We start from the raw sequence: 22,097 nt of genomic DNA on the forward strand, positions 1-22,097 counted from the left end.
GGATACGGCCCCCTTATGATGGCTTATGATATGAAAGACGTAAGTTCCACTTCATAAAGCTGAGCATGACCGCTTCTGTCGGAAGTGAAGACGACTCTCTTGCCATCCGGCCGGAAGCTGGGATGCGGATGCGTATGCTGCGGCGCATAAACGTCGATCGGCCCGTTATCATATGGAAATGGACCCGCCCAATGCGCGCCTTGGCTAGTCGCCTGGGGGTAACACACAGTCAGGGGCTGGCCTGCTCCCTCCTGTACCCGAAACAGCTGAATTCCCCGATCGGGGAAATTCGTATCTGCTACCATCCAGTCCCCTCCAGGATTGCTGACCGCATGCCACGCATTGAATGCCGCAACCGTCCTGACTGCAAGCGTATCGGGGTTTACCGCTCGGACGCCGTGAGGCCAATCTATGAAAGCCAGTTCCTTCGTACCGGGAATCCACGTCTCGTGGGTAATCCATTCCTTCTTCTCTGCGTTACGTTCGTAAAGCCGCCTGTTCCCGCTGCCATCGCGATGGACAACCCATACTCGATCAGACAATGGTCCTGCATAGAACAGCAAATTCTCATCATCCGGACAAAATTGCAGATGGGCGATGGAATCCCGCCGTAAGATGATCTCATGAGTCCTATTGACGGTATCCACGAGAAGCAGACAGGATTCCCCGCCATCACTATAGCGCAATGCCCACCAACGACCGCTGCGGCTTAATGCCGTAGTTCCCATCGCTGAGGCTACCATCCCGCGTTCCCTCATGTTCACGTTTCCCAGATCAACGAGTGTTTCCTCGGCCAAAGTTTCCGTATCTATGCGGCAGCAATGCGCACCGGCCGTATAATAGACATATTTGCCATCCGGAGAAGGGTGCACCGACCATTCTGCCAGATTTGGCAAGTCTGTCATTTGGAGAAGCTCCCCCGTATCTTGCAGCTCCGCGAATAACTGTGGAGAACCTGTCCGGTGAGAGATGAAATACAATCTTCGGCACAAGTCATCATATGCGGGTATCATAAAAAACGGGTGGTGATGGATCGAAGGAAACGAAGTAATCTGCCGGACGACAGCCCCTGTCACTTCATCCGTATAGGTGGATGATTCGCTTGCATACCTTTTACCCTTAGACACGATGCCGTGCTGCCCCCTCCCTTAATTACTCTACAAACGCATTGTTCATAGCTTACAGTCTGGGAAAGCTGATTTCGAGCAGTCCCTCGACATCAAACGGGCCTTTGCCGTACCGCTTCATGAATTGCCGTGTCAGCTCCTCCTCCTCCTGCGCTTCCATCTGCAGTGGAAGCGAGACAGGAGCCCCATCGCGCCTGGCCGAGTAGCGCATCGCCAGCAAGATCTCCATATCCGTCTTCGCCCTAGCGGCCGTGTAGAGCAGCGGCTTGCCGACTTCTACCGCTTGGAGCAGACTGTCGTGCATATAGGCCACCGATACGAGTAGCTCGGGCAGGGCATACCGGGCGAACGGATTGCTCCACTGCACCATCCGTCCATCAGGCAGATCGACCCACATCCGCTGCAGGACGGACACGTCCTCCATGTCCGCATACTCCCGCTGATACAGCACCGTTGCCGTTTCTCCGCCTTGCTGCAGTCTGTCTTCGAGCGCGACACGCACCTCCTCGCCGCCAATCGCTCCCTGATTGCCGTTGGTGATGATCGCTCCGCGGGAGCCGTCCGCTTCGAATCCGACGAGTTTGTTTCGGCCCAGCGCCGAGTTTTTGTTGCCGACCATGAAGATGGCCATCGCCTCGTTATCGTAGCGGATAACGCCGAACTCCAGCCCCTCCTGCTCAAAGGTACGCTGCATCCGATCTTTGTACGGTACGACCGGGAAGCTGTGATCTAGGCTGTTGATCTTGATCGGCGTGCCTCCTGTACGCTCGTTGATGACAGAAATGCCGTGATACCCTGTCGTGGAGAACAATCGGTAGACACGCCCGATCTCGCCAATCACCCCGGCCCGAATCAGTTCCATCGTCATCCGTTCAACCGGCATAAAGGGAAAGTTCTCCGAGATTTCCAGCTTGACCTGATGCTGGTCGGCAGCGTCGATCATCTGCTTGGCCAGCAATGGATGGGAGGCGATCGGCGTCTCCACCAGCTGATGAATGCCTTGGCTGGACAAATAACACGATACGGAATGATGCGCGTCAGCCGGCACCGTGACGATACAGATATCCAGTCGCTCTTTGGCAACCATTGCCCGCAGATTGGTATAACCGGCTACTTGGTATTGCTCCGTTATCGTTCTCACGGTGTCTTCGTGCAGATCGCAGACGGCTACGAAATCGAGCCGATCTTTGCGCAGCTCATGCAGCACCTTCAGATGACTTTGTTGAGCGCGGCGCCCCGCACCAACAAGTCCAACGCGCAATCTCACAAACTCTACCCCCTTGGAGTATATAGGTGATTCCTAATTGTTTAGTTTCCTGTAAAGATTAGCGACATACAAGACGATGGGGCCATTGTCGTGGGGCACGGACCGTCCCAAGTTGGTCTAAGCGTCGACAAGGAGGGCGTCGCTATTCGCACGACGCCTATCTATTAACAAGGGACCACTCCAACACGACGCCCAGCATCGCTGCCTTCCGCTCGATAATCGCTTGCCAGGCTTCCGCCGCGCGCTCCGCCGGAAAGCGGTGCGTGATCAGCGCGCCGGTTTGCAGCCAGCCGTCACGGATCCCCCTCCAGCGTGCGGTCCATCCGCTCCTTCTGCCAGCCGGAAGGCGTGTGCAGCGTCATTTCCTTGAGCCGCAGCCGCTGAATATCGATCATCCCCCGCGTGCCGAGAAAGCCTGCCGATACGAGATGGCTGCCGCGGCTCATGCACGGCCATAAGCTCTCCACCGTCTCCATATCGCCGACCGAATCGACGACGATGTCCACCTGCCCTTTCCAGTCGGCCGCGATGCGATCGATTGCAGAAGCCTTGCGAGCGTTCACCGGGGCGATGCCGGCGGGCAAATAGCGCAACCGCTCGTCGTGGCGGCCGATGACCAGCACCTCCGCTCCCCGGTGCTGCAACGTTTGAGCGGCCCACTGTCCCACCAGTCCGTCGCCGATGACGACTGCCCGGCACGCTGCCGCCACCGGCGGACGCGATCCGCAGTTGTAACCGACCTGAGTAAGCACCAGGCCCGAATAGTCGATACCGACGGCGTCTTCGGGCAGCTTCCACACCTGAGAAGCGGCCACGACGGCAGGGCTGACATGCCCGCCCTGCGGAAAAAACATGTTTGCTACCTTGCTGGTTGCAACAAACACACGGTCGCCGGGCAACAGATCGCGGACGCGGCTGCCTACCTCCCGCACGATCCCCGTCTTCTGGTAACCCATCACGATCGGGAAAGGCCACGGATCGTCCGCCGAGCGGAATGTCTCGCCATTGATCCGTTCTCCCCGCAGAAAGGACGATTCCGTGCCGGTGCTGATCCAGGAGTATTCCACATCGACAACGATATCGTCGTCGGTGGGTTCGGGGACCTCGACTTCGCGAAACACCACTTTCATACGATCTTCAAATACGACAGCTTTCCCCTTCATCTACTGTTCACCTGCTCTCATCATCGAACACGAAAGCAATCTTGATCGCTTGCTGCGCGGCCAGCAAACGCACGCCTTCGCCGTACTGCTCAAGCGTCAGTTCCTTGGAAACCAAGGGACTTAAGTCCAACTTGCCGTCGACGATGAGCTGCAGCGCATATTCCGCCGCTTCCCGCGAATGTCCCGGATAACCGAGCACCGACAGCCCTTGATGGAACAAGGCGTATTCGTCCCGCTGCACGGCGAACAGTGCCACCGCCTCGTGAGTGCGATCCATAATAAACCGGACCGACTCCGGATATCCGACGCAGTCGATGGCCAGATCGAGCGTGTTTGCCGCATTGGCTTTTCTGCGGCGCGGAAGGAGTTCGGATTCGCTGTCCTCTTGCGGATGGAGCGCGTGCCGCGCTCCCAGACGAACGGCCAGCTGCCTGCGGCTTTCGTTCGGGTCAACGCCGATCACCTCGGAGGCGCCCTCGGCTCGCAGCATCTGCAGAGCGATCAGTCCAGCTGGACCGAGTCCGTTGACGCCGCAGCGCTTGCCGGCGATGCCTACCATCCGCTTCATTTGCATCACGCTCGCGGCCACGCACATGGCTAGCTCCAGCGATGCGACCTTGCGATAAGGAATGCCATCCGGTACCGGAAGCAGATGATGCTCGTCGATAATGACGTATTCCGCGTAACAGCCTGGCCGATTATGCCCTTGATCCTTCCAGGCGCTGACCGTTTGTCCAACCTGCAGCCCCACTCCGGGACCCGTTCGATGCACGACACCCGTCATTTCGTGTCCCGGTTGTCCCGCCGTGTAAGGAAACGGCACCTCCTTATCCGTCGCAAACATCGGTTTGCCGTAATAAATGTGCAGATCCCATTGCGGGCAAGTCGTCACCGCTGTAACTTTCACCAGCACCTGACCCGGTCCGGGTTCGGGGATTGGCACCTCCGCCACTTCGGCTTTCTCCGCTCCTTGAATCACCAGCGTTTTCATTGTACGCATGTTCCTCTTCTCCCTTACTTCTTGACTTTTACTTTTGCAGTGCCTCGGCAATTTTCTTGTTGATGGCCTCCTCGGCTTCTCTCAGAGCGGTGTTGCGGTCTTTGTCGCCGTACACGAATTCACGGAATTTATCCTTCAGAATGCTGTAAGCGACATCATCGTATTCTGTGTTGGACGGGGAAACGACGGCCAGCTTGTTTTTTCTGTAGGCGGCTGCGTTTTTGCCGCGCAGCACCTCGATGCTTTCGCCGAAATGCTTGTTAATCTCAGGATTTTTCAGTACAGACGGGCGGCCGATCTTCGTGTTCGCGAGCTGCCCCTCTTCGGAGAAAATGAACGCAATCACTTGAAACGCTTCGTCCTTATGCTTCGATTGGGTGGAAACGGCAAGACTCGGCATCCATGGCTGAATCGTCGTATTCGGAATATCGGAGAACGAAGGCAGCGTAACGACATCCCAGTTCAATCCCGCCTTGACGGCGTCGGGCAGGGGTCCGAACATCGTGGCGATCGCATACATGGCGATCGTCCGGTCTTTCAGAAACGTAGGGGTGCCTGTCCCCCATTTGTCCCGTTCCGGGACATTGCCTTCGATCTCATAAAGCGATTTCATTGTATCGAACCAACGCTCCCAGCCAGCCGTGGTTACGGCAGCCTGCTTCGTCTTCTGATCGACGACGGGCAGCGAGAGCTGATTTCTTACCATCGTCGAATCGAGATGCAGCTCGATGCCCCGGTATTGCACACCGCCTTCCTTCCGCGTCATCTTTTTGGCAATCTCGCGTACTTCCTCCCATGTCATGCCGTCCTTCGGGTAAGGCACGCCGAATTTGTCGAACAAATCTTTGTTAAAATGCAAACTCGCCACACCTACCGTAATCGGAAGCGCCAGCAGTTTCCCCTCAAAGTAGTACGTTTTGTTTACCGCTTCTAGTATCCGTTCGTCCAATGCAGACAAATTGACGGAGAACCGCTTCATATAAGGCGTCAAATCTTCGGCGAGCTTCATGCGGGAAGAATCGTAAATAGTGACGGTGTTGCTGTCCAAAATATCGATAGGCACGTTCGAGCTGATCAGTTCGTCGAGTTTGCCGGTGAAACTAAGCTGCTTAAGCGTCACGTTCGGGTATTTTTTCCGGACGGGGTCGGCGAGCGAGTCTTTGAACATCGCTTCGCTCAGCCGGCTCAGGACGACCAGTTCAATCGGTTCCTTTGTCATTTGGTTCTCCTCGTTCTCTTTGGAGCCTTCAGGCGGATTGTTGCCCGACTGTGCGCAGCCCGCGAGCAGAACCGCCAGCGCCAGCATCGGTGCGGCTTTATTCGGCGATACGCCGTATTTCCGTGCTTTTTCCGATTTTCTCATCGTTCCGTATGCAACCCCTCTCGTATCATGAATCAATGAACGCTTGAATCAAGTGGAAAGCGCTAAACCATACTTGAACATCGTACTGCGAAGCTTTCACCGAAGGACAATTCCTTTGTTGTCTATAATCGCTTACGAATTGAAGGGAGCCTGCTGCCCGCATCTGGAGGTATTCCGGATCTACCTGCAGGATGCCCGTGGCATCGGCCTTCCCTTTTCGACTACAGCCTAATTATACAAGGGCGCTCCTCCCTTGTATTTATCGGATGTCGTACTTCCGCAGCTTATTTTTGCCCGCATTCTAGTCGGTTTCGCCCTCTCCATTTACACAAAAGTGAACTCGCCCCATCCGAACGGCAGCGCTTCCGTTTACAAACGAATCGGACATTGGGTAAAGTGGAGAGACAACGACATCCAACCCAATTCTCATTCCAAAAGGGAGGGCTCATGATGCACATCCGAGAATACGACGAGTTCGTGACAGCGAAAACGGCAGCCAACATAAGTACGGCCGCCGGCATCAGCGTTGGAGAGCGGCCCAATTTCCATTACAACGGCGCCGGCGTCGGAGGCGGGATTCACCCGTATCACGAAGTGTTCTATATCCATTCGGGCGAAGTGCTCGTCCAGTGGATTGGGCACACCTACCACGTGCACGCCCCGGCTCTCTTGCTGCTGACTCCGAACTCCCCGCATCTATTCACCCGCCTGTCTACGCAGCTGCACTTCTGGTTTGTAGAGCTGGAGGCGGAGGAAACAGACTTCGTGCCGAGCTTGGACACCATAACGAACTGGAACCACATGCAGAGCGATCCGGCGCAGGCATTATCCCAGTGGCCGCTGATCGTCCAAACCGTGCAGGGGTTAACGGCTATGATCCGGACCGCGCTTACGCAAAAGAGGCCCCCCGTCTTCGAGCGGCTGCTGGTCTGCGATATTCAGAAGCTGCTGCTGCTCATCGAGCATGGCATCCGCTCCGAGCGCCCAGCTGGGATGGCCATCGCGAATGGGACCGGGCAGGCCGGGCACGGAGCCGCGGCGGCCAAATCCGCCCAGTACGATCCCATCTATGACCTGATCCGGTACATGGAGGGCTTCTACCAGACCGATATTACGCTCGCCCTGCTGACAGAGCGGTCGGGGTTCACCGCTTCCTACATTATCCGGCTGTTCAAGGAGCGGATCGGCATAACCCCGATCCAGTATTTGCTCGAGCTGCGGATGCACTCCGCGACCTCCTACCTGCAGCTGACCGATATGTCCGTTCAGGATATCGCCGAAGCGTCCGGGTTCCCGAGCATCCATTATTTCAGCCGCATGTTCAAGCAGCGCTTCGGCGTCAGTCCGTCGGACTGGAAAAGAAAGATCCGCGCTTCCTCAACTTAACGCTTGACAATGGCGAGATGTTGAGGATAGGATTTATTAGTAAACGTTTGCGTCCCAAATACCTATCTCCATCAGGCGGATGGTTCTCAATGGTGTCAACTTCACCAGTTCCGCAAACGTCTTCTAAACTTAAACTTCAGGAGGCTGAACGATGAAAAACAAATCCAAATGGAGCGGCGTTTTCCCGGCCGTCTTACTTCCGTTCAAGGATGACTACACGATCGACGAGCAAGGGTTTCGCGAGTTAGTACACTGGGTAGCTTCCCATGACGGCGTGAACGGGATTGTGGTGAATGGCCACACGGGCGAGATTATGTCCCTCCTGCCCGAGGAGCGGGCGGAGGCGGTGCGGATCGCGGCGGATGAGCTGAAAGGGCGCATTCCGGTCGTCTCCGGTTTATCGGCGGAAGGCACGATTGAAGCCGTGCAGCATGCAAAAGCGATCGAGAAGGCCGGCGGGGAAGGTATCCTGCTCATGCCGCCGCACTCATGGCTGCGCTTCGGGATGCAGCCGGAGTCGACAGTACAGTTTTTCAAGGATGTGGCGGCCTCCGTCTCGATCGGCATCGTCGTGCACCAGTATCCGAAGTGGACGAAGACGTCCTATACGACCGATCAACTGCTCCGGATGACCCAAATCCCGAATGTAGTCTCCGTCAAGATCGGCACCCGCGATATGGCGCAATATGAAGTCGATGTTCGCGCGTTGAAGCATGGAGCGCCTGACGTCTCCATCCTGACCTGTCATGACGAATATTTGCTGCCTACCTTGGTGCAAGGCATTGATGGAGCGTTAGTCGGCTTCGCCAGCTTCGTACCCGATCTAATCGTCGAACTCGTGAGGGCTGTCGAAGACAAAGATCTGGTGCACGCTACCGCTGTCTACGACCGTCTCTACGAGCTGAAGCAAGCCGTGTACAAGATGGGCGAGCCGTCCTCGACCGCCCACGCCCGGATGAAGGAAGCGATGTTTCAGCGCGGCTTGATCAGCAGCGCCTTAACCAGACCGCCGGTATTGCCGTTCACCCAGCAGGAGAAGGACGAGATTCGCGCCGGTTTGCAAAAGGTCGGACTTGTGGCTCCAGAAAGCCTTGTTTAAAGCCTCGTTTAAGAATGATTTTAACGCAAACGTTTACTACTTTTTTATTCGCAGTGTTCGCCATTTCTGAAACACTTACACTCCCTTTTGCTCATAGGGGCCTATGGTAATTGGAGTGGCAAGGCGAACTCGACACGTTCGTCCATCGTGGTAACCCGTCGACAATCGCGGACACGACCACGTTCGCGGACGCCAGCGATATGTCAGCCCGGGAATACCTGATCCAGCGTCGCCAAGCTCCGGTCGTGAACGAGTTCGTCGACCGGAGCCGGACGCGCAGCTCTTGTTCAACCTGTTTCACGAACTATGATCTGTTAGTTCGAGCCTGTATTGAATTAATCTACTCTTACTTCCCATATACACTTCATTACCAACTCGACTAATTTCCTTAAATCCTAATTTCTCAAGCATTCTTTTCGAACGTTGATTCATTTCATGCGTTTCCCCTATCAAAATTGTAATGCCTAACTCCTTTGATGCATAATCCATCATACGCAAGGCTGAATGAGTACCTATGCCTTTTCCCCATAATGTACTCTCACCAATAGCAATGCCTAATTCAGCGGTGTTATCTTTAATGCAAGCTAAGTCTACATATCCCACTAATCTCCCGTTATATTCAATTCCCTTTCGAATAAAGTCTTCAGATGCATGATTAACACAATTACGCCACCACTGAAGTAATTCCTCAGCGCTTTTATCTTTCTTCCATCCATTTGCAGAACAAAAATCATCATCTTTGCTCCAATTCACTACAATTTCGTAATCATCCATAAGTAAAGGTCTTAATCTAACATCCATCTTTCTTCCCCCACATGGTATTGGTCGGACAATTGGGCATACAAGCCTTATACCATACAAACATGTTGCCCAGCAATTGGAATCCTACTTTGTTATACACTCGCATCGCATCGTCAGGCTCTGGATCTAGGGTCCATAAACCGCCATGATTGATGTAGAGTCTCGAAAGCCCCATCTCGCGCAGGCGGTGCATACACTCATACAGCAAGTTCGTGGCCAGTCCTTTTCTTCGTTGGTTCGATGAAGTCCCGAACGGTTCAATAATCGCAATGTTATTTGCCGTGTCATGCCACACATTTGCAAACCCAACGACCCGATCTACTTCGTCGACAACCACTAAATCCAGTTCCTGCTTATACGTCGGGCTGCTCATTAGGCGGTGGTATATATCCATGGCAGGTGCTGTCAGTCCAGCTGAACCACCCATGATGTTTACCTTCTGCTCCAAGTCGCTAACATCGAGCGGCCGAACTTTGAAGCCCTTGGGAAATTGCGGTGTTGGAATCGCGCCATCAAGATCAATCACACCTGAATACATATACCACGTATGTTTCGAGTAACCTCGCGCTTCCAAAATCTCTACTCGCGCTGAATCTTCTTCATAGGCCCAAACATATACTTCAGTCCCTGTTCGGTCCTCTAGCAGAGTCGGTGCGTAATAATTCTGCTCGGCCCAGGCAAAAATTTCGTCCTCGAGCCCCAAATCATTAGGCCCCGTAACGCAGTAGAGGATCCGATAATGTCCTGGCCAAATGGCTCCAATGATCGTCCCGTCTTCCAACTCGCAAATGGTCACCTTTTCTTTGAAACTCGCATCGAATGAACGGATATAATCCAGATCACCGAGACTAGGGTAAAACCGTCTCTTGGGATCAGCAAACTTTTGGGTGATCAAAGAGCGAAGTGCTGAGTAATCGGCTTCATTCGAAAATGGTCGAAATCGCACCGCTTTTACTTGTTCCATGATTTCCACTCCTTCATGGGGGTATGCAAACATTTTCTGATAGCTTTCCAGTTTTTATCAAGTTCCAAATTTGGTTTAAATGATTTATTATCGACCGCATCCGCAAAGACCACGATCAAAAGCCGCCATCCCGCACTTTGCGTGCGTTTGGCGGCTTTCCTTCATCGGTGGACTGCAAACGCTCCCCATCTGCTTGCAGCCAAATGCAAACGAACTATGATCCGGTCCGGCCCGATAAACCGTCCTGGGCGAATCAGTGAGCGTTCCAATACAGCGAAGCATCGTCTATATAGACAGTAACGCCGTTCTCCACGAAGCTAACCGTAACAACCAGTCTTATATTCGCGACCGCTTTCCCGTCTACGGAGGAGGGGACCGTGCTACAGACCGGGACGCTTGCCCCATGGCTTGTAAACGGACAAAACAAACATCCCGGCAAGAGAAACGATTTGACATACAATCCCGGCGATCAAATAAAGCCGGTTCGCCAAAAACGCGGGGTCGTGCAGCGCATTCATCCCCTCCGCCCCGGAGATGTCGGCCGCTTGCAGCGACCAGACGTAGATGCCAACCATTCCAATGCCAATGGCCACAACGGTCAGCAGTTCCTTTGCTATTATCCAATAGTAGCGCAGCAGCCCCCAATGGGTCAGGACGGACAACAGTACCCCGCTTACGACAGTACCGATCGTCGAAGCGCGCACCGACGATTGGGCCAGCACGAGCATGATGGCGTAGCAGGCTTGAAACAGCTCGGGGTCGCGCGTTCCCGCGGCCGTAATCGTCAGGGTTCGGGGCTCGTTTGAATTTTTCTAAGAGGTCAGAAACTTCGCCAGTTATCTGTATAAATAGTACAACCCAAATACAAAAGAATCTTTAAAAGAGAAGTGTAGAGCTTTTTTGAAGTAGATTTTTTTGTTATACCAAGGAAACGAGGTCATCAGCCGGATTTGTCCAACATAATCGCCTTCAACAGCAATTGCTTTATCAGACGGACGTATATATAACCGATCCTTGGAGAAGGTGGTAACAGGAAGAATTAATTTATACATTCGTGGAGAAGATTCAGTAAAATGTGTGAACCAAAATGAATTAAAATGAGGTTCGTCAGAACCATCCTTATCCGATAGATGAAACCACACAAATTTCTTAGAGCGATCTGCAAAATTCATGGAGTAATTCGATTTTTTACTGCCATTGGCTATCAGATGAATTGAGTTTGTATAGTGGAAATGCTTTACATCCTCCTTTGAAAGATAATCGGTAAAATGAACTAAATTTCGTCCAGAGTAAATCTCATATTCTTTATGAGTGATCGGTCGCATGTAGTAGCCATCTCGTTGGATAACAAACAAGGCTCCCACAACATTATATAGAATCATTACAAGTAATGAAATTAAGAAAAACCAAATTTCATTGACGTCGGGAATGTAGAATAGAAACAAAAATCCAACTGAGAACGATAATACAATCTGTAAAATGATATGGCTAAGTATAGAGATCGACCACAAGACGAACCTAATACGCCCAACTACACCTCGAATTTTATTCCTCTTCAAGCGATCTGAACTCCCCAAGGTGCCCCTCCCCCACAAACTCCGTTGCATCCGCCTTCAGCACGTCGACCGCAGCAGATGAAGCCCACCCGTGGGCGGCCGCTTGGTCGACCCGGGCGACGAACTGCTCCATCTGCTGGAGCGCCTGGGCGCGAAGCACCCGGTTGACGGCGAATTGGACGGCCGGCTTCAGATGAACGTCGAGCTCGATGAACGTCTGCAGGGACAAGTCGCCCGATGCCTTGAACCCATCCAGTAGCTGTGGCGCCCTGGGCGGCGGCACGACTGCCGATTAACGAATTGTCCGGTGAAGCCCTGTTCGGCGAGAAGAACATTTGGAGTTTCTGGCGATAGCCGCTCGAGCCCGTTCCGGACGGAACTTTGATCTGCAAACCCATACGATACGTTGACGCATGGAAGGGAACCTGTGCCTTCGCCCCAGCCAGTCGTTGATGAGGTTGTACAGGAACAACTCGGCTCCGAATGGAGCCCGTAAACCCGTTTCCTCAGAACCGGTCGCGCTGCGCTTCGCTGAGACGAAATACATGCAGGCTACCTAACCAGATAAGAGTCTCTGGCACCCTTTATTATCGGCATTTTGGGCTGCCAGAGACAAATAGAGGCGGTTTGTACCCCTACGGCGCCGATTAGAGGATCGTCTGCCCCTCGTGTACTACTTCACGGCAAACAGCCGGTTTATGGCTGGCAGGCTGACAATGCCGGAATAGTGGTACACTTGGCCCGCCATTTGATCGCCGTCCGATATCTGTGTCGGCTGCTCAATTACGAAATCGGCAAAATCGGGAGCGTTAAAGGCAACGTATGCCAAACTGATCGCATCCACCGCCCGTTCGCAACTCGCAGACAGATCCATGAGCAAAACCGGTCCCGTATCGACCTGATACATATTTTTGCGGTCATGAATATTCATCGTCTTAACGGGATACTCCATAATCGTCCTCAACCCGATCTCGGCGTTGTACAGTTCGGTCTGCGCCACAAGCGGAACGGCGTCGTGGGTTGCTTTACGGATATCCTCATTCGACTCCAGCAGCATGCAGTATTCCGGTTCTTTCAGCTTGTACAGTTGTCCCCCCCACATGTCGGATGCTTCCGGACATGTTTTATAATTCGGATTCAGGTAAGCTTTGCGTCTGTACACAATTCCGTATTGCGGACCGAAAACCGGAGTAAAATCGTAGTTGTCACTGTAAAACAAATGGCTGGGAGCAAAGGTATCCTCCGCTTTGCACGAACCGCACTGATAGTAATCCTCCGTTCGTCCCGTCTTCTCGTCTATCATGCGCAAACGCGATTCGACCCAAAAGCGCACCGAGTTTTCCGGGTTACACCCAGAAATGAAAGAAAGACCGTAATGTATGGGTTTCATATGATTTCCTCCTGACCTTTTAGACTGCATTCGTTAAGGTATTTTCTATATTATAATCTGGTCAGACCAATAAAAAAATAATGATCCGCTTGTCGATTTGTTTCTCCTTGACGGTAGTAACACTCCTGCATTTTACTGGCATGGTCGACCTATTCCTAAGTCGTCATCGTCCGATAGAGTCCCGCGATCAAGCGAATAGCCGTTGTTGCTCCCAATCGGAAAAGCGCTTTCGCCATTTGATATCCGAATGAAGCCGATAATTTCCAGCAACGGTACCCACTCATGCACGAAGGAACAGTTCACTTTCAACCCTTAAGCAACAGCCCTCCTATCGCAAGCATGTTACATGTTTTGAACCAATTTAGATTATGGTCCAACCAGAATATCTATAATCCTGAACACATTCTACATGTCAACATGATATACGTCAACTCTAATTTCACTAATTCAGCCGCACTTCCAAATAAGGCAAAGCCTGCTTGGAAACGAACCAGGAAAAACAACACGTATATGTGCAACATCATAAAAAAACCTTGATACACTAGTCAGTCCCCATACCGCATCCGACTTTCCGATTATCATTGTAAAAAAGCGTGAGAAAGAGCCCAGCCTGCAGCCGATGAAATCAGACGGCTGCCGCCGGGCTCTAGCATTCTAATTTACATGGTGGAGCAGCCGTTTCATAATTGCGGCTGCTTGCGCTCTTGTCGCATGGCCAAGCGGATCAAACGCATCCGGTCCGGTTCCGAGAATGAGCCCTGTTTCGATGCAAAGAGCAACGGCTTCCCGGGCCCATTCGCTGATCGCTCCGTGATCTGAGAACTTCTGCAGCAAATTGATCTTGGCTTCCGCTCCCTTGATTTTGTAGAGGTGTACGTAGGCTCGCCAAACCATGAGTGCCATCTGCTCCCTCGTAATTAGCGCGTTAGGTTCGAAACGTTCCGGCGTGACGCCGTCTATTAACCCGGCCTCGGCTGCCGCTCTCACATTGACGCTATACCAAGCTTCATTGCTTACATCTTTAAAGCGGCCGCCGCTGCTGCCGGGCGATGCCTCCAAACCGAGCGCTCTTACGAGCATAGTGGCGAATTCGGCTCGTGAAATCGTCTGATCGGGCAGGAATGATCCGGGCGCCGCCCCGTTAACGAGAAGCCGCTGTCCCATCCATTCTATGTCGGCCGCTCCCCAATGACCTGCGATATCTGCGAACGGGTTCGTATAGGCCATCACCGCGTAAGTGCCGGAAGACTGCATCTCTATTGTCGCGGAACTGCCGCTTCCGTTTGTTTGGCCCCATACGTACGTCCAGATAGGATTCTCTCCATTCAGACGGTATATCGCTTCCTGGCGAGCCGCGTTTACCGGAAGCTGTAAAATAATCGGATGCGCAGACGTAATCGCAAGGGCGGTCGTTTCTTGCCCTTTATCCGCTTCGAGTTTTACGACAATCGAATGTCCGACCGGTTTCAAAGCGTTCCCGCTCTGACTTGCGGCGGCTTCAAAGGCCGCCTTCTCCTCCGAGGCCGACGCTGCTCCGAAGCCGAGCGAGACGGAGGCGTCTGATGGAACTTGTGCGGCTTCTATCATTTCCCCCGGTAATATGGCTTGCAGCGTCTTTGTTTTGAAAATGATTGCCGCTTTGCTGTTTTTCAGCTTTTCCAATACGTTTGCCGGCAGCTGAAGCACGTACTCGTCTGCTTGCCCGGTTACATCGACGGTCAGCTGCTTTTTGCCGTCAGCGCTAGTTTGCATAGCTTTAGCAATCCCGTCGCTTTGCAGCGTAATGCGCAGCCCCGATCCGCCGTTCCGGCCGGTGAACGGCTCCGTTTTGGTCAAAGCCGGCTCCGCCGGGATGTAGCCTCCTTGATTCGAGCTTCCCGTTGTTCGTTTCACGCGGACCGAGTACGTCATCTTCGTCGTTCCGTCTGCCGCCGTCACAACTACCTCGATTAGACCGCTTGCCGGTATTGTTACCGTTTGGACCGCTCCGCTCACTACGGCAGCCCCATTAATCGTCAAGCCTTGTGCCTTCGTACTATTGGCAGTAGCCGTCACTTGCAGCGTCGTGACGCTGGAGCTTACTTCTACTTCATATGCCAACTTGACTGGGTCAAATGCAGGTGCAAGAGTGCCCGGCGTTACCGCGAGTCCGGACAATGCCGCGTCCCGATCAGGTTCGTTTGTACGGGATACACTGATCGAGTACTCCCGAACGGTTGCGCCGTCTTCGGCGATGACGCGTACCGCGATTTCGCCATTATCCGGGATGATCACCGTTTTCGGCACGCCGCTCACCGCTTCGACTCCGTCGATAACGAGCTTCGCTTTCGGATGAGCTGTCGTTGCGGTAATGCTCGCCTGCTCCGCTGTCAACGGTACCGATGTTGAATAACTCAGCTTCCCGGGATCGAAGGCCGGCGACAGCATGCCCTCCTCGATGCTAAGCGAATTCAGCCGCGCTTCATCCGACAATACGTTTCTTGAGGCTTGCAATGACTTATCCATCGCCCCGTTGCCTGCGGCATCGAATACCGCTCCCGGCAATACGGTCAATTTCCCGCCGCCACCCATCGGTTCGGTCAAGGTGATCAAGATTGTCCTGGAGTCGTCTCCATAAGCGCTTTTCACTGCGGATGCAATAAATTCGCCGCTGCCGTTCCAAGTAAACTTCGCCGAATCGACCGCGGCAGCCAAGTTCTCGTCGAACGTAAGACGAACGATCCGGCCCTCCGCCTCGACGCTTGCGCTGATGGCCTCCGGTCCGCGTTCGTCGCGCAACTGGACCGCAAACGCGCCTGTAAACCCTTCATTCATCCAAACGCCCGAGTAGCTTTGGAAATAGTTCGGATTCACCTTCACTGTATACCCATCGCCGACGGTAATCGCCGCCTTCGGCGTAAATCTTGCGACTCGCGACAAATCGGCACCGTCAGGATCGGCCGGATTGTTGACCGGACTAACAAAGGCAACAGTGCCTTCTATCGCCCTGCCATCCGGTCCCGTTACGGTTACGGCTTGCGAAGGGATAGCCGATTCATGAACCTTTACATATTTCGTAAACTCGATATCCACATTGCTGCCTCCGGCATAGGTCACACCGGTAACCGTCTGCACCTTGGGTGCCTCCCACGATACGAGTCCGGCGTTCACCTCGGTATGAGGCGGAGGAACGTCCAGTTCCGCACTCGTCTGCGTCGCGTATCCGGCTTTCTCCCAAACGACCTTCCATTTGCCTTCCGGCACATCCCAGCCGTACTTGCCGCGGTCATCCGTTTGATGCGGATTCACTTGCTCGTACGGTCTCGCATCCCATACGGTCCATTGCTTGCTGTCCGGATCTTGGTAGAGAACGGTCGCTTTTACGCCGCTCAGACGGTTTTCCGGCACGGCTTCATAAATATATCCGCTCGGGTCGTAAATCCAGCGCGGACGCGCGATTTTATACCGTTTCCGCTTGCTGGGGTCGACATCTTCTTTAAGACACTGGTTATAGCCGGTGCCGATCGCGTCGATCTGCTGGTCGACGTAACCGTCGATTTTCGCCCCGATTGCGGCCGAAGTGCCAGCCGCGGCTATCGCTCCCGGACCTGAAAATCCCATTGCCGCGGTCCATGCGCCGAGTCCGAACTTGGCTACCTCGCCGCCGACAAGCGAAACTAACGCTTTGCCTGCCTGCTTGGCGGTGCGAGGCAGCTCGGCGAGGCAATCGAGACCGCCCACTTGAACGTTGTAAGTAATTTTATTGACTTTTTCGGCGAATCCCTTCATGCCGTCGTATTGGCTTTTGACTGAATTGAATGTGCCGAACTTATCGCCATCCGGCCCAAACTGCACATAGGACTCTGTTACAACTGCGGCAAAGGCGGGATCCGCGTCAAGCGTTTGTACTTCCCCGGACGATCGCAGAGCTTTCAGTCCTGCATTCACATTATGCGGAAACAGCACGCTCATGGGTATGTAGCCCTTCGAGACGGTTTTGAACCCGTCCTCCGTTTCCGTAAGCGTGAAGGAGCTGTCATACATGGGTACCCCGGATCGTTCCGCTAGCGCGATCTCTTCGCTCGTCGCCGAATAGTTCGCATTCGGCTCCAATCGAAGGGTTACGGTCATCGTCATGTTATCGAGCTGCGGGAAGGTCAGCTTCACCGTACCCGAATATTTGCCGTCCTTCAGCTCGAACGGAGACGTCACTTCTGCCGTAAAATCGCGCATCGTGAGCGGCAGCGACGCCCGCACTTCATCGATCGTCGGGGATTTGCCGTCCAATTGGAACGGCTCCGACTTCGATTCGAAGTCGACGTAAATGTTGCCTAGCGCTCCCTTATTCGTAGGGGCAAACGCCCGGAACACCCCTCCGTCCCGAACGGCCTTGACCGGTTCGCCTGCCTGACCGTCCAAATAGACGTATGCGTTCTCGACTTTGTCCGGATAATCGAACTTCAGCTCGAACTGGAACGGATTGCCCGGCACGACGGTGTAAAAAGGATTCGATATGCCGTTCTTGGTATCTATCGTGATCCATTTGCCTTCCGGGGCCTGCGCCATGGCCATCTCCAGCAGCCGCGGCTTCTTCGTATCATAATTGACATAGGAAACCAATGACTGCAGCTTGGTGCCGTTTGCTTCCACTTCGGCGCGCAGGGCGTGCATGCCGGGATCACCTAAATCCGGCAGCTCCACCTGGAGCGCCCAATATCCGTTGCTTGCCGTCGTCGTACTGCCCAGCAGCTGCCCGCCGTCATATACCTTCACTACGCTTTGCTTCGGCGCCACTCCACTGACCGCGAGCTGCGGCTGATATACGCGTTCGGGCGCCTCGAGCGTAACCAACGGGGCATCCAGCAAGACGGTACCGATCGTCTCCTCCACCTGCTTCCCGCCGATCGTAGCACGAATGCGGGCGGAAGACTTCGTCGAGGGTTGGTTAAACGTCGGATCGGCTTTAATTTGGAAGCCAACCGTACCCGACTGTTTCTTTGCCAGCGAACCGATCTTGACCGAAAGCGTCTGACCGTCGAGAGCCGCCTCCCCGTCCTGCGGAAGTCCGCTCACGACCAGGCGGCCTGTGCCGTCTTTAACGACTGCTGTACCCTCCGGTATATCGAAAAGCAGCGTCACGTTCTCCGCTTCGGAAGTGTCTCCGTTCTTATATCCGGCTTTAAACGTCACCGTTTCACCCGGTGCAATCCGACTGTTCAAAACGTCGTACGTATTGCCGCTGTAGTTTGCGAAAACGTTCCTTTCGCTAAAGTTGACCGTCCCGATCGATAGTATTTGTTTGTCCGCCACCGTAAACTGAACATTCGCATAGTGGTATTGGATCGGGCGCTCATCCGTACGTCTCGACAGCTCCATAACGTAGGTGCCGGATTCAGGTATGTTGATGTTAAATTTCCCGTCCGAATGGACGTTGTCTTCACCGAAGTATGTCGATTGCGATGTGCGTCTCCCGTTTTCCATTTTATATAGCCAACCGGAAACGAAGCCTTGGCCGGCCGGAGCAAGCTGCCCTTGAATGCGCGCGCCTTTTTCCTCCAAATACAGCTTAGCCGTAGCGTTAGCGTTCGAATCGAGCGTCACTTGCGTGCAGGTTGTCATGTACGCCGGCACGGTCCCGGTCACGCAAACGGAAACTTGATCGCCGGGCGACCCATGAAATTGATACGCATTCTGAAAATATCCCGTCATCCATCTATGCTGCGTTTCCAGCCGGGTCAGCATGCCCATCTGCTCCATGTCGACAGGCTCCCCGTATTCGGTATCCTCGAGATATTTCAGCCGCACCTCCAGATTGATGACGCCCCGGCTAGGCTGAAAAACGGGAATATCCAACACGGTCGTCTGGTCTTCCGTCACCTGAGCGGCAACCGAACCGTTCGTGCTGTATTCGTAGGACGATTCGTATGCTTCGAGCCTGGCCTCGCCTTTCAGCAGGGACAGCACATACTCGCCGTCCAGATTCGTCCTCGCCTTGCGTACGATTTGCTGCCCCCGGTATGTCTGAGTCGACGTAACAAGCGCGTTGCTGACAAACTCCCCGTTCGGCGATTTGACGCGGCCGCGCACGATCCCTTCGTCCGGTGCCTTCAACCGGATCGTTTGCTCATTCGCTCCCTGCTTCAGCAACACTTCTTGATTCGGCACCGGCTCCATTAGCAGCTCGCCGATATCGAACTTGGCGACGACCCGGTCTCCGGCTTTCAAGTTTTCCATCCATCCGCTCCAGCCATCGCTGCCGCTGCTGTCGGAAAAGGGATATTGCTGCTGCGGGCTTGATAGTTCCATACGGACGCCGGATACAGGCATTCCCTTAGGATCGACGACCTGGAACCGGATCTTAGCAGGCTGTTCGATGAACATGTCAACCTTCCTGCGTTTTCCGGCCTCTGTCTGTACCTGCTCCAGCTTCCCCCACATATGACGGTAATCCGGTGAACGAAGAATGAACGAATAATCTCTGCCCGGATGCAGCCCGTTTACGGCAAAAGAGTCCGATTCGGTCAACTGATAAACTTGCTCCCCGTATTGTCCGTTCATGACAGACAGCACACTGCCTGCGAGACTGGAGTCGCCACGGTTAGCAAACCCAAGCACGATCGTCCCTGCGACTTGAATCGGCAGTCCGTCGGCTTGCTTCTCCTTCGCTTCAGACGGCTTGGCCGGATCGGTCAGCTTCACGGTTAAGGAAGTAAGCTGATTGACTCCGTCCGGGAGCGCCCAGTCCACGCCGTAAGTTCCAGGTGAAGCAGCACGTTCGTCAAGTTTCAGCTCCGCTTTTCGCGTCTCCTGGGAGGTCTCATCCTTCCATGCTGTATACACCAGCTCTGCTGCAGCCTGCTTCCCTGGCTCGCCGTTTGCTGTAATGTTCAGCTTGCCGTCCGGCATAACCAAACCGAAGCGCATGTTATCGACATCCCAAGAAACTCTCAGCGTACCGCCCGGATTTTCTCCGCCCTGGCCGAGCTTATGAGTCGGACCGCCGAAACTTTCGATGTACTCCGCATTTACGGCTTCGACTTGAAAAACATGCTCTGCCATGGGGATTAGCCCCGTTGCCGTGAACGTGTAGCCGCCACCTCCAGCGAACGGAACATAATCTATATTTTCACCGTCTTTATAGACGTGGTAGCCTAGGATGCCTGCCGCATCCGATGCGTTTTGCCAGCTCAGCGTGACCGTCGTGTCCGTCCGGTTCGTCGCTTCCAGCTTGCTGCCGGCCGGCCATGACGGGGCTGACCCGAGCGCGGCGATGAAGATGCCGGGAAACGGGTCTTCTTCCGTCGAACCGCCAAACGTTTCTAGATAGTCCGAGCTGTATACGACGAGCTTTCCACCGCTGCCGATCGCCGGAGACATGCTCGGACCGACCAGACGGTAAGGCGCGTTTTGCACCGTGATCTTATATGCAACCTGAGCCGCAACGTCGGCGGCATAAGCCTCGTATGGAATATCGTTGTCTCCATCTACGTATAGGGAGTCCAGATGAAAACCGACATAACGCCCATCATCGCTGATCGACGGACTTAAGCTATCGCGAGTAAAAGGGACGCCGCCCAAACCGAGCGAGACTCGAACGATCGAGGCTGCGTTCCGATTGTAGACGAAAATATTTTTCGTATCTTCCCCATTCGTAGTGCCGTCCACCAAATTCGTCGCATAGGATTCGAAAGCGATCGTTAAACCGTCCGAGCTAATCGAGGGCATTGTACTTGGACCGTCCGCTTCCTCCCCGTTTGTCCCGACAGTGATCCGTTCAAATGGTGAACCGCCTCCTCCCAGACGATCATATACATAAATGTCGCTCTGGCCGATATGCGGACTTTAACCCGTCAGGTTGGCCTCCGACTGAAAAGCGATATAACGGCCATCGCCGCTAATCGACGGCGCTTCGCTGTTGCCGCTATCGAAATCCTGCATGCCGGCTCGCGAGCTGATCCTTGTAAGCAAATTGCCTGCTCGGTCATAGAGAAATACATCGCGATAATCGTCGTTATCGTCCGGCACTAATCCCTTAGCATCGGTATCGAAGACGATATAATTGCCATTATCGCTGATGCTGACCCGGTTGCTTTCTTCGGAGGAATCCGAAGTTTCAAATGGTACCGTTAGCGGAAGCAGCCTTCGTTCTTCCCGATCGAATAAATAAACTTGCAGCTTCGGATTCATGGAGTAGCGTTCGGTAGCATACGTAAAAACCACGTAACGGGCATCTGCGCTCATGTCGAAATAAAGCATTTCATCGCTTAGGGAAGAAGCTGGAACCTGGATATCGTCCATGATGCCCGTTACTCGATCGTAGACGGTAATAACCGGTTTGACCGACACCGGATTATTTGCCAGCAGCATTCGTTTGAAACCGATGAACTGTCCGCTGCCGCTTAGTTTGAACTGCTGAAAGTCAGGCTGATAAATCAAAGGGATCATACCCCGGTTCAGCTTAGTCAGCACGTTCCATGTGAGCGGCGGTGCTGGGACTGCCGCTGCTTTAGGCTTAACCGGCTTAATGCCGTAAACCGCATTCATCACCGCATTGGCGACCAGTTTACCGAGCGGATCTTGGTCCGCCGGCACCGCTGCCGCCGATACAACTCCTTGCTCCGGCACCATTAACGCAACGGCCAGCAATATTGCGGTCATTTTTCCCCATAAACGTTTTCCGATTCGACTCATCGACTCGCAGCTCCTCATCTCCTGATACATATTGCATTTAACAGATACATCCTGTATCAGTATAGCGAAGACACCATGCCGCCCATAGTGACGTTAGCACTACAAATTCTGCATGATTTTGCGTACAAGCCAAGGTCTTTGGACCTGATTATGAGAAACGAAAGACCCCGTCTTTTAAATACTGAACCTGAATTTCGAAAGTGACTCTTTCTGAAAATATGAAAAAGGGCTCAAATCTTTGGTAGAATGGTGTTTGCCTAGAACAACATCACCCAAAGAGAGGAGCACCTTTAAGGTGAAGTCTATCACAC

The 22,097-nt window shown here is 53.6% G+C and carries 15 protein-coding genes; 2 read left to right on the forward strand and 13 right to left on the reverse strand.

Annotated elements, in window-relative coordinates; all coding sequences use genetic code 11:
* Window positions 1–23 precede the first annotated feature (23 nt).
* From PV433_RS04040 to PV433_RS04060, 5 genes are all read right to left on the reverse strand, one after another.
* Window positions 24–1,127, reverse strand: a complete 1,104-nt coding sequence (locus PV433_RS04040) for an oligogalacturonate lyase family protein (RefSeq protein ID WP_332070918.1) — start codon at window positions 1,125–1,127, stop codon at window positions 24–26.
* 52 nt (window positions 1,128–1,179) lie between these two features.
* Complete coding sequence (locus PV433_RS04045) at window positions 1,180–2,394, reverse strand: Gfo/Idh/MocA family protein (RefSeq protein WP_332070919.1); 1,215 nt, start codon at window positions 2,392–2,394, stop codon at window positions 1,180–1,182.
* Between the two features lie 293 nt (window positions 2,395–2,687).
* On the reverse strand, window positions 2,688–3,557 hold the full coding sequence (locus PV433_RS04050; RefSeq protein ID WP_332070920.1) for a zinc-binding dehydrogenase: 870 nt from the start codon (window positions 3,555–3,557) through the stop codon (window positions 2,688–2,690).
* Window positions 3,558–3,564: 7 nt separating this feature from the next.
* A complete protein-coding gene (locus PV433_RS04055) occupies window positions 3,565–4,557 on the reverse strand; it encodes a zinc-dependent alcohol dehydrogenase (RefSeq protein ID WP_332070921.1) in 993 nt (330 codons plus the stop codon).
* Window positions 4,558–4,585: 28 nt separating this feature from the next.
* Window positions 4,586–5,920: an ABC transporter substrate-binding protein gene (locus PV433_RS04060; protein ID WP_332070922.1), complete on the reverse strand. Its 1,335-nt coding sequence runs from the start codon at window positions 5,918–5,920 to the stop codon at window positions 4,586–4,588.
* Between the two features lie 447 nt (window positions 5,921–6,367).
* Between PV433_RS04060 and PV433_RS04065 the strand changes: the two genes are divergently transcribed.
* Window positions 6,368–7,306 (forward strand): helix-turn-helix transcriptional regulator, encoded by a 939-nt coding sequence (locus PV433_RS04065; protein WP_332070923.1) that lies wholly within the window; start codon window positions 6,368–6,370, stop codon window positions 7,304–7,306.
* A gap of 151 nt (window positions 7,307–7,457) precedes the next feature.
* Complete coding sequence (locus PV433_RS04070; protein ID WP_332070924.1) at window positions 7,458–8,405, forward strand: dihydrodipicolinate synthase family protein; 948 nt, start codon at window positions 7,458–7,460, stop codon at window positions 8,403–8,405.
* Window positions 8,406–8,702: 297 nt separating this feature from the next.
* Here the strand turns inward: PV433_RS04070 and PV433_RS04075 are convergent, their stop codons facing one another.
* From PV433_RS04075 to PV433_RS04110, 8 genes are all read right to left on the reverse strand, one after another.
* Entirely contained in the window at window positions 8,703–9,206 is a 504-nt protein-coding gene (locus tag PV433_RS04075) for a GNAT family N-acetyltransferase (protein WP_332070925.1), read from the reverse strand.
* On the reverse strand, window positions 9,196–10,170 hold the full coding sequence (locus PV433_RS04080) for a GNAT family N-acetyltransferase (protein WP_332070926.1): 975 nt from the start codon (window positions 10,168–10,170) through the stop codon (window positions 9,196–9,198). Before PV433_RS04080 ends, PV433_RS04075 begins: the two co-directional genes overlap by 11 nt.
* A 380-nt stretch (window positions 10,171–10,550) precedes the next feature.
* Window positions 10,551–10,898 (reverse strand): hypothetical protein, encoded by a 348-nt coding sequence (locus PV433_RS04085; protein WP_332070927.1) that lies wholly within the window; start codon window positions 10,896–10,898, stop codon window positions 10,551–10,553.
* Between the two features lie 108 nt (window positions 10,899–11,006).
* Window positions 11,007–11,495, reverse strand: a complete 489-nt coding sequence (locus tag PV433_RS04090; RefSeq protein WP_332070928.1) for a hypothetical protein — start codon at window positions 11,493–11,495, stop codon at window positions 11,007–11,009.
* Window positions 11,496–11,715: 220 nt separating this feature from the next.
* Window positions 11,716–12,009 (reverse strand): FIMAH domain-containing protein, encoded by a 294-nt coding sequence (locus PV433_RS04095; protein ID WP_442951472.1) that lies wholly within the window; start codon window positions 12,007–12,009, stop codon window positions 11,716–11,718.
* A 390-nt stretch (window positions 12,010–12,399) separates the two neighbouring features.
* Window positions 12,400–13,116, reverse strand: coding sequence for a hypothetical protein (locus PV433_RS04100; protein WP_332070930.1), 717 nt, complete (start codon window positions 13,114–13,116; stop codon window positions 12,400–12,402).
* A gap of 654 nt (window positions 13,117–13,770) precedes the next feature.
* Window positions 13,771–20,820, reverse strand: a complete 7,050-nt coding sequence (locus PV433_RS04105; RefSeq protein WP_332070931.1) for a cadherin-like beta sandwich domain-containing protein — start codon at window positions 20,818–20,820, stop codon at window positions 13,771–13,773.
* A 117-nt stretch (window positions 20,821–20,937) separates the two neighbouring features.
* Window positions 20,938–21,786 carry a TolB family protein gene (locus tag PV433_RS04110; RefSeq protein ID WP_332070932.1) on the reverse strand — a complete coding sequence of 283 codons (849 nt, stop codon included), beginning with the start codon at window positions 21,784–21,786 and terminating at the stop codon, window positions 20,938–20,940.
* Between the last annotated feature and the right edge of the window lie 311 nt (window positions 21,787–22,097).

Source organism: Paenibacillus sp. GYB004 (assembly GCF_036577605.1).
GTDB classification, from domain to species: domain Bacteria; phylum Bacillota; class Bacilli; order Paenibacillales; family NBRC-103111; genus Paenibacillus_AB; species Paenibacillus_AB oceani.

Excerpts from the sequence above, each read along its gene's own strand:
- PV433_RS04060 (WP_332070922.1), bottom strand. The coding sequence starts at position 5,920 with ATGAGAAAATCGGAAAAAGCACGGAAATACGGCGTATCGCCGAATAAA.
- PV433_RS04080 (WP_332070926.1), bottom strand. The coding sequence starts at position 10,170 with ATGGAACAAGTAAAAGCGGTGCGATTTCGACCATTTTCGAATGAAGCC.
- PV433_RS04105 (WP_332070931.1), bottom strand. The coding sequence starts at position 20,820 with ATGCCCTCGATTAGCTCGGACGGTTTAACGATCGCTTTCGAATCCTAT.
- PV433_RS04050 (WP_332070920.1), bottom strand. The coding sequence starts at position 3,557 with ATGAAGGGGAAAGCTGTCGTATTTGAAGATCGTATGAAAGTGGTGTTT.
- PV433_RS04085 (WP_332070927.1), bottom strand. The coding sequence starts at position 10,898 with ATGCTCGTGCTGGCCCAATCGTCGGTGCGCGCTTCGACGATCGGTACT.
- PV433_RS04110 (WP_332070932.1), bottom strand. The coding sequence starts at position 21,786 with ATGAGTCGAATCGGAAAACGTTTATGGGGAAAAATGACCGCAATATTG.
- PV433_RS04075 (WP_332070925.1), bottom strand. The coding sequence starts at position 9,206 with ATGGATGTTAGATTAAGACCTTTACTTATGGATGATTACGAAATTGTA.
- PV433_RS04055 (WP_332070921.1), bottom strand. The coding sequence starts at position 4,557 with ATGCGTACAATGAAAACGCTGGTGATTCAAGGAGCGGAGAAAGCCGAA.
- PV433_RS04090 (WP_332070928.1), bottom strand. The coding sequence starts at position 11,495 with ATGCGACCGATCACTCATAAAGAATATGAGATTTACTCTGGACGAAAT.
- PV433_RS04100 (WP_332070930.1), bottom strand. The coding sequence starts at position 13,116 with ATGAAACCCATACATTACGGTCTTTCTTTCATTTCTGGGTGTAACCCG.
- PV433_RS04065 (WP_332070923.1), top strand. The coding sequence starts at position 6,368 with ATGATGCACATCCGAGAATACGACGAGTTCGTGACAGCGAAAACGGCA.
- PV433_RS04070 (WP_332070924.1), top strand. The coding sequence starts at position 7,458 with ATGAAAAACAAATCCAAATGGAGCGGCGTTTTCCCGGCCGTCTTACTT.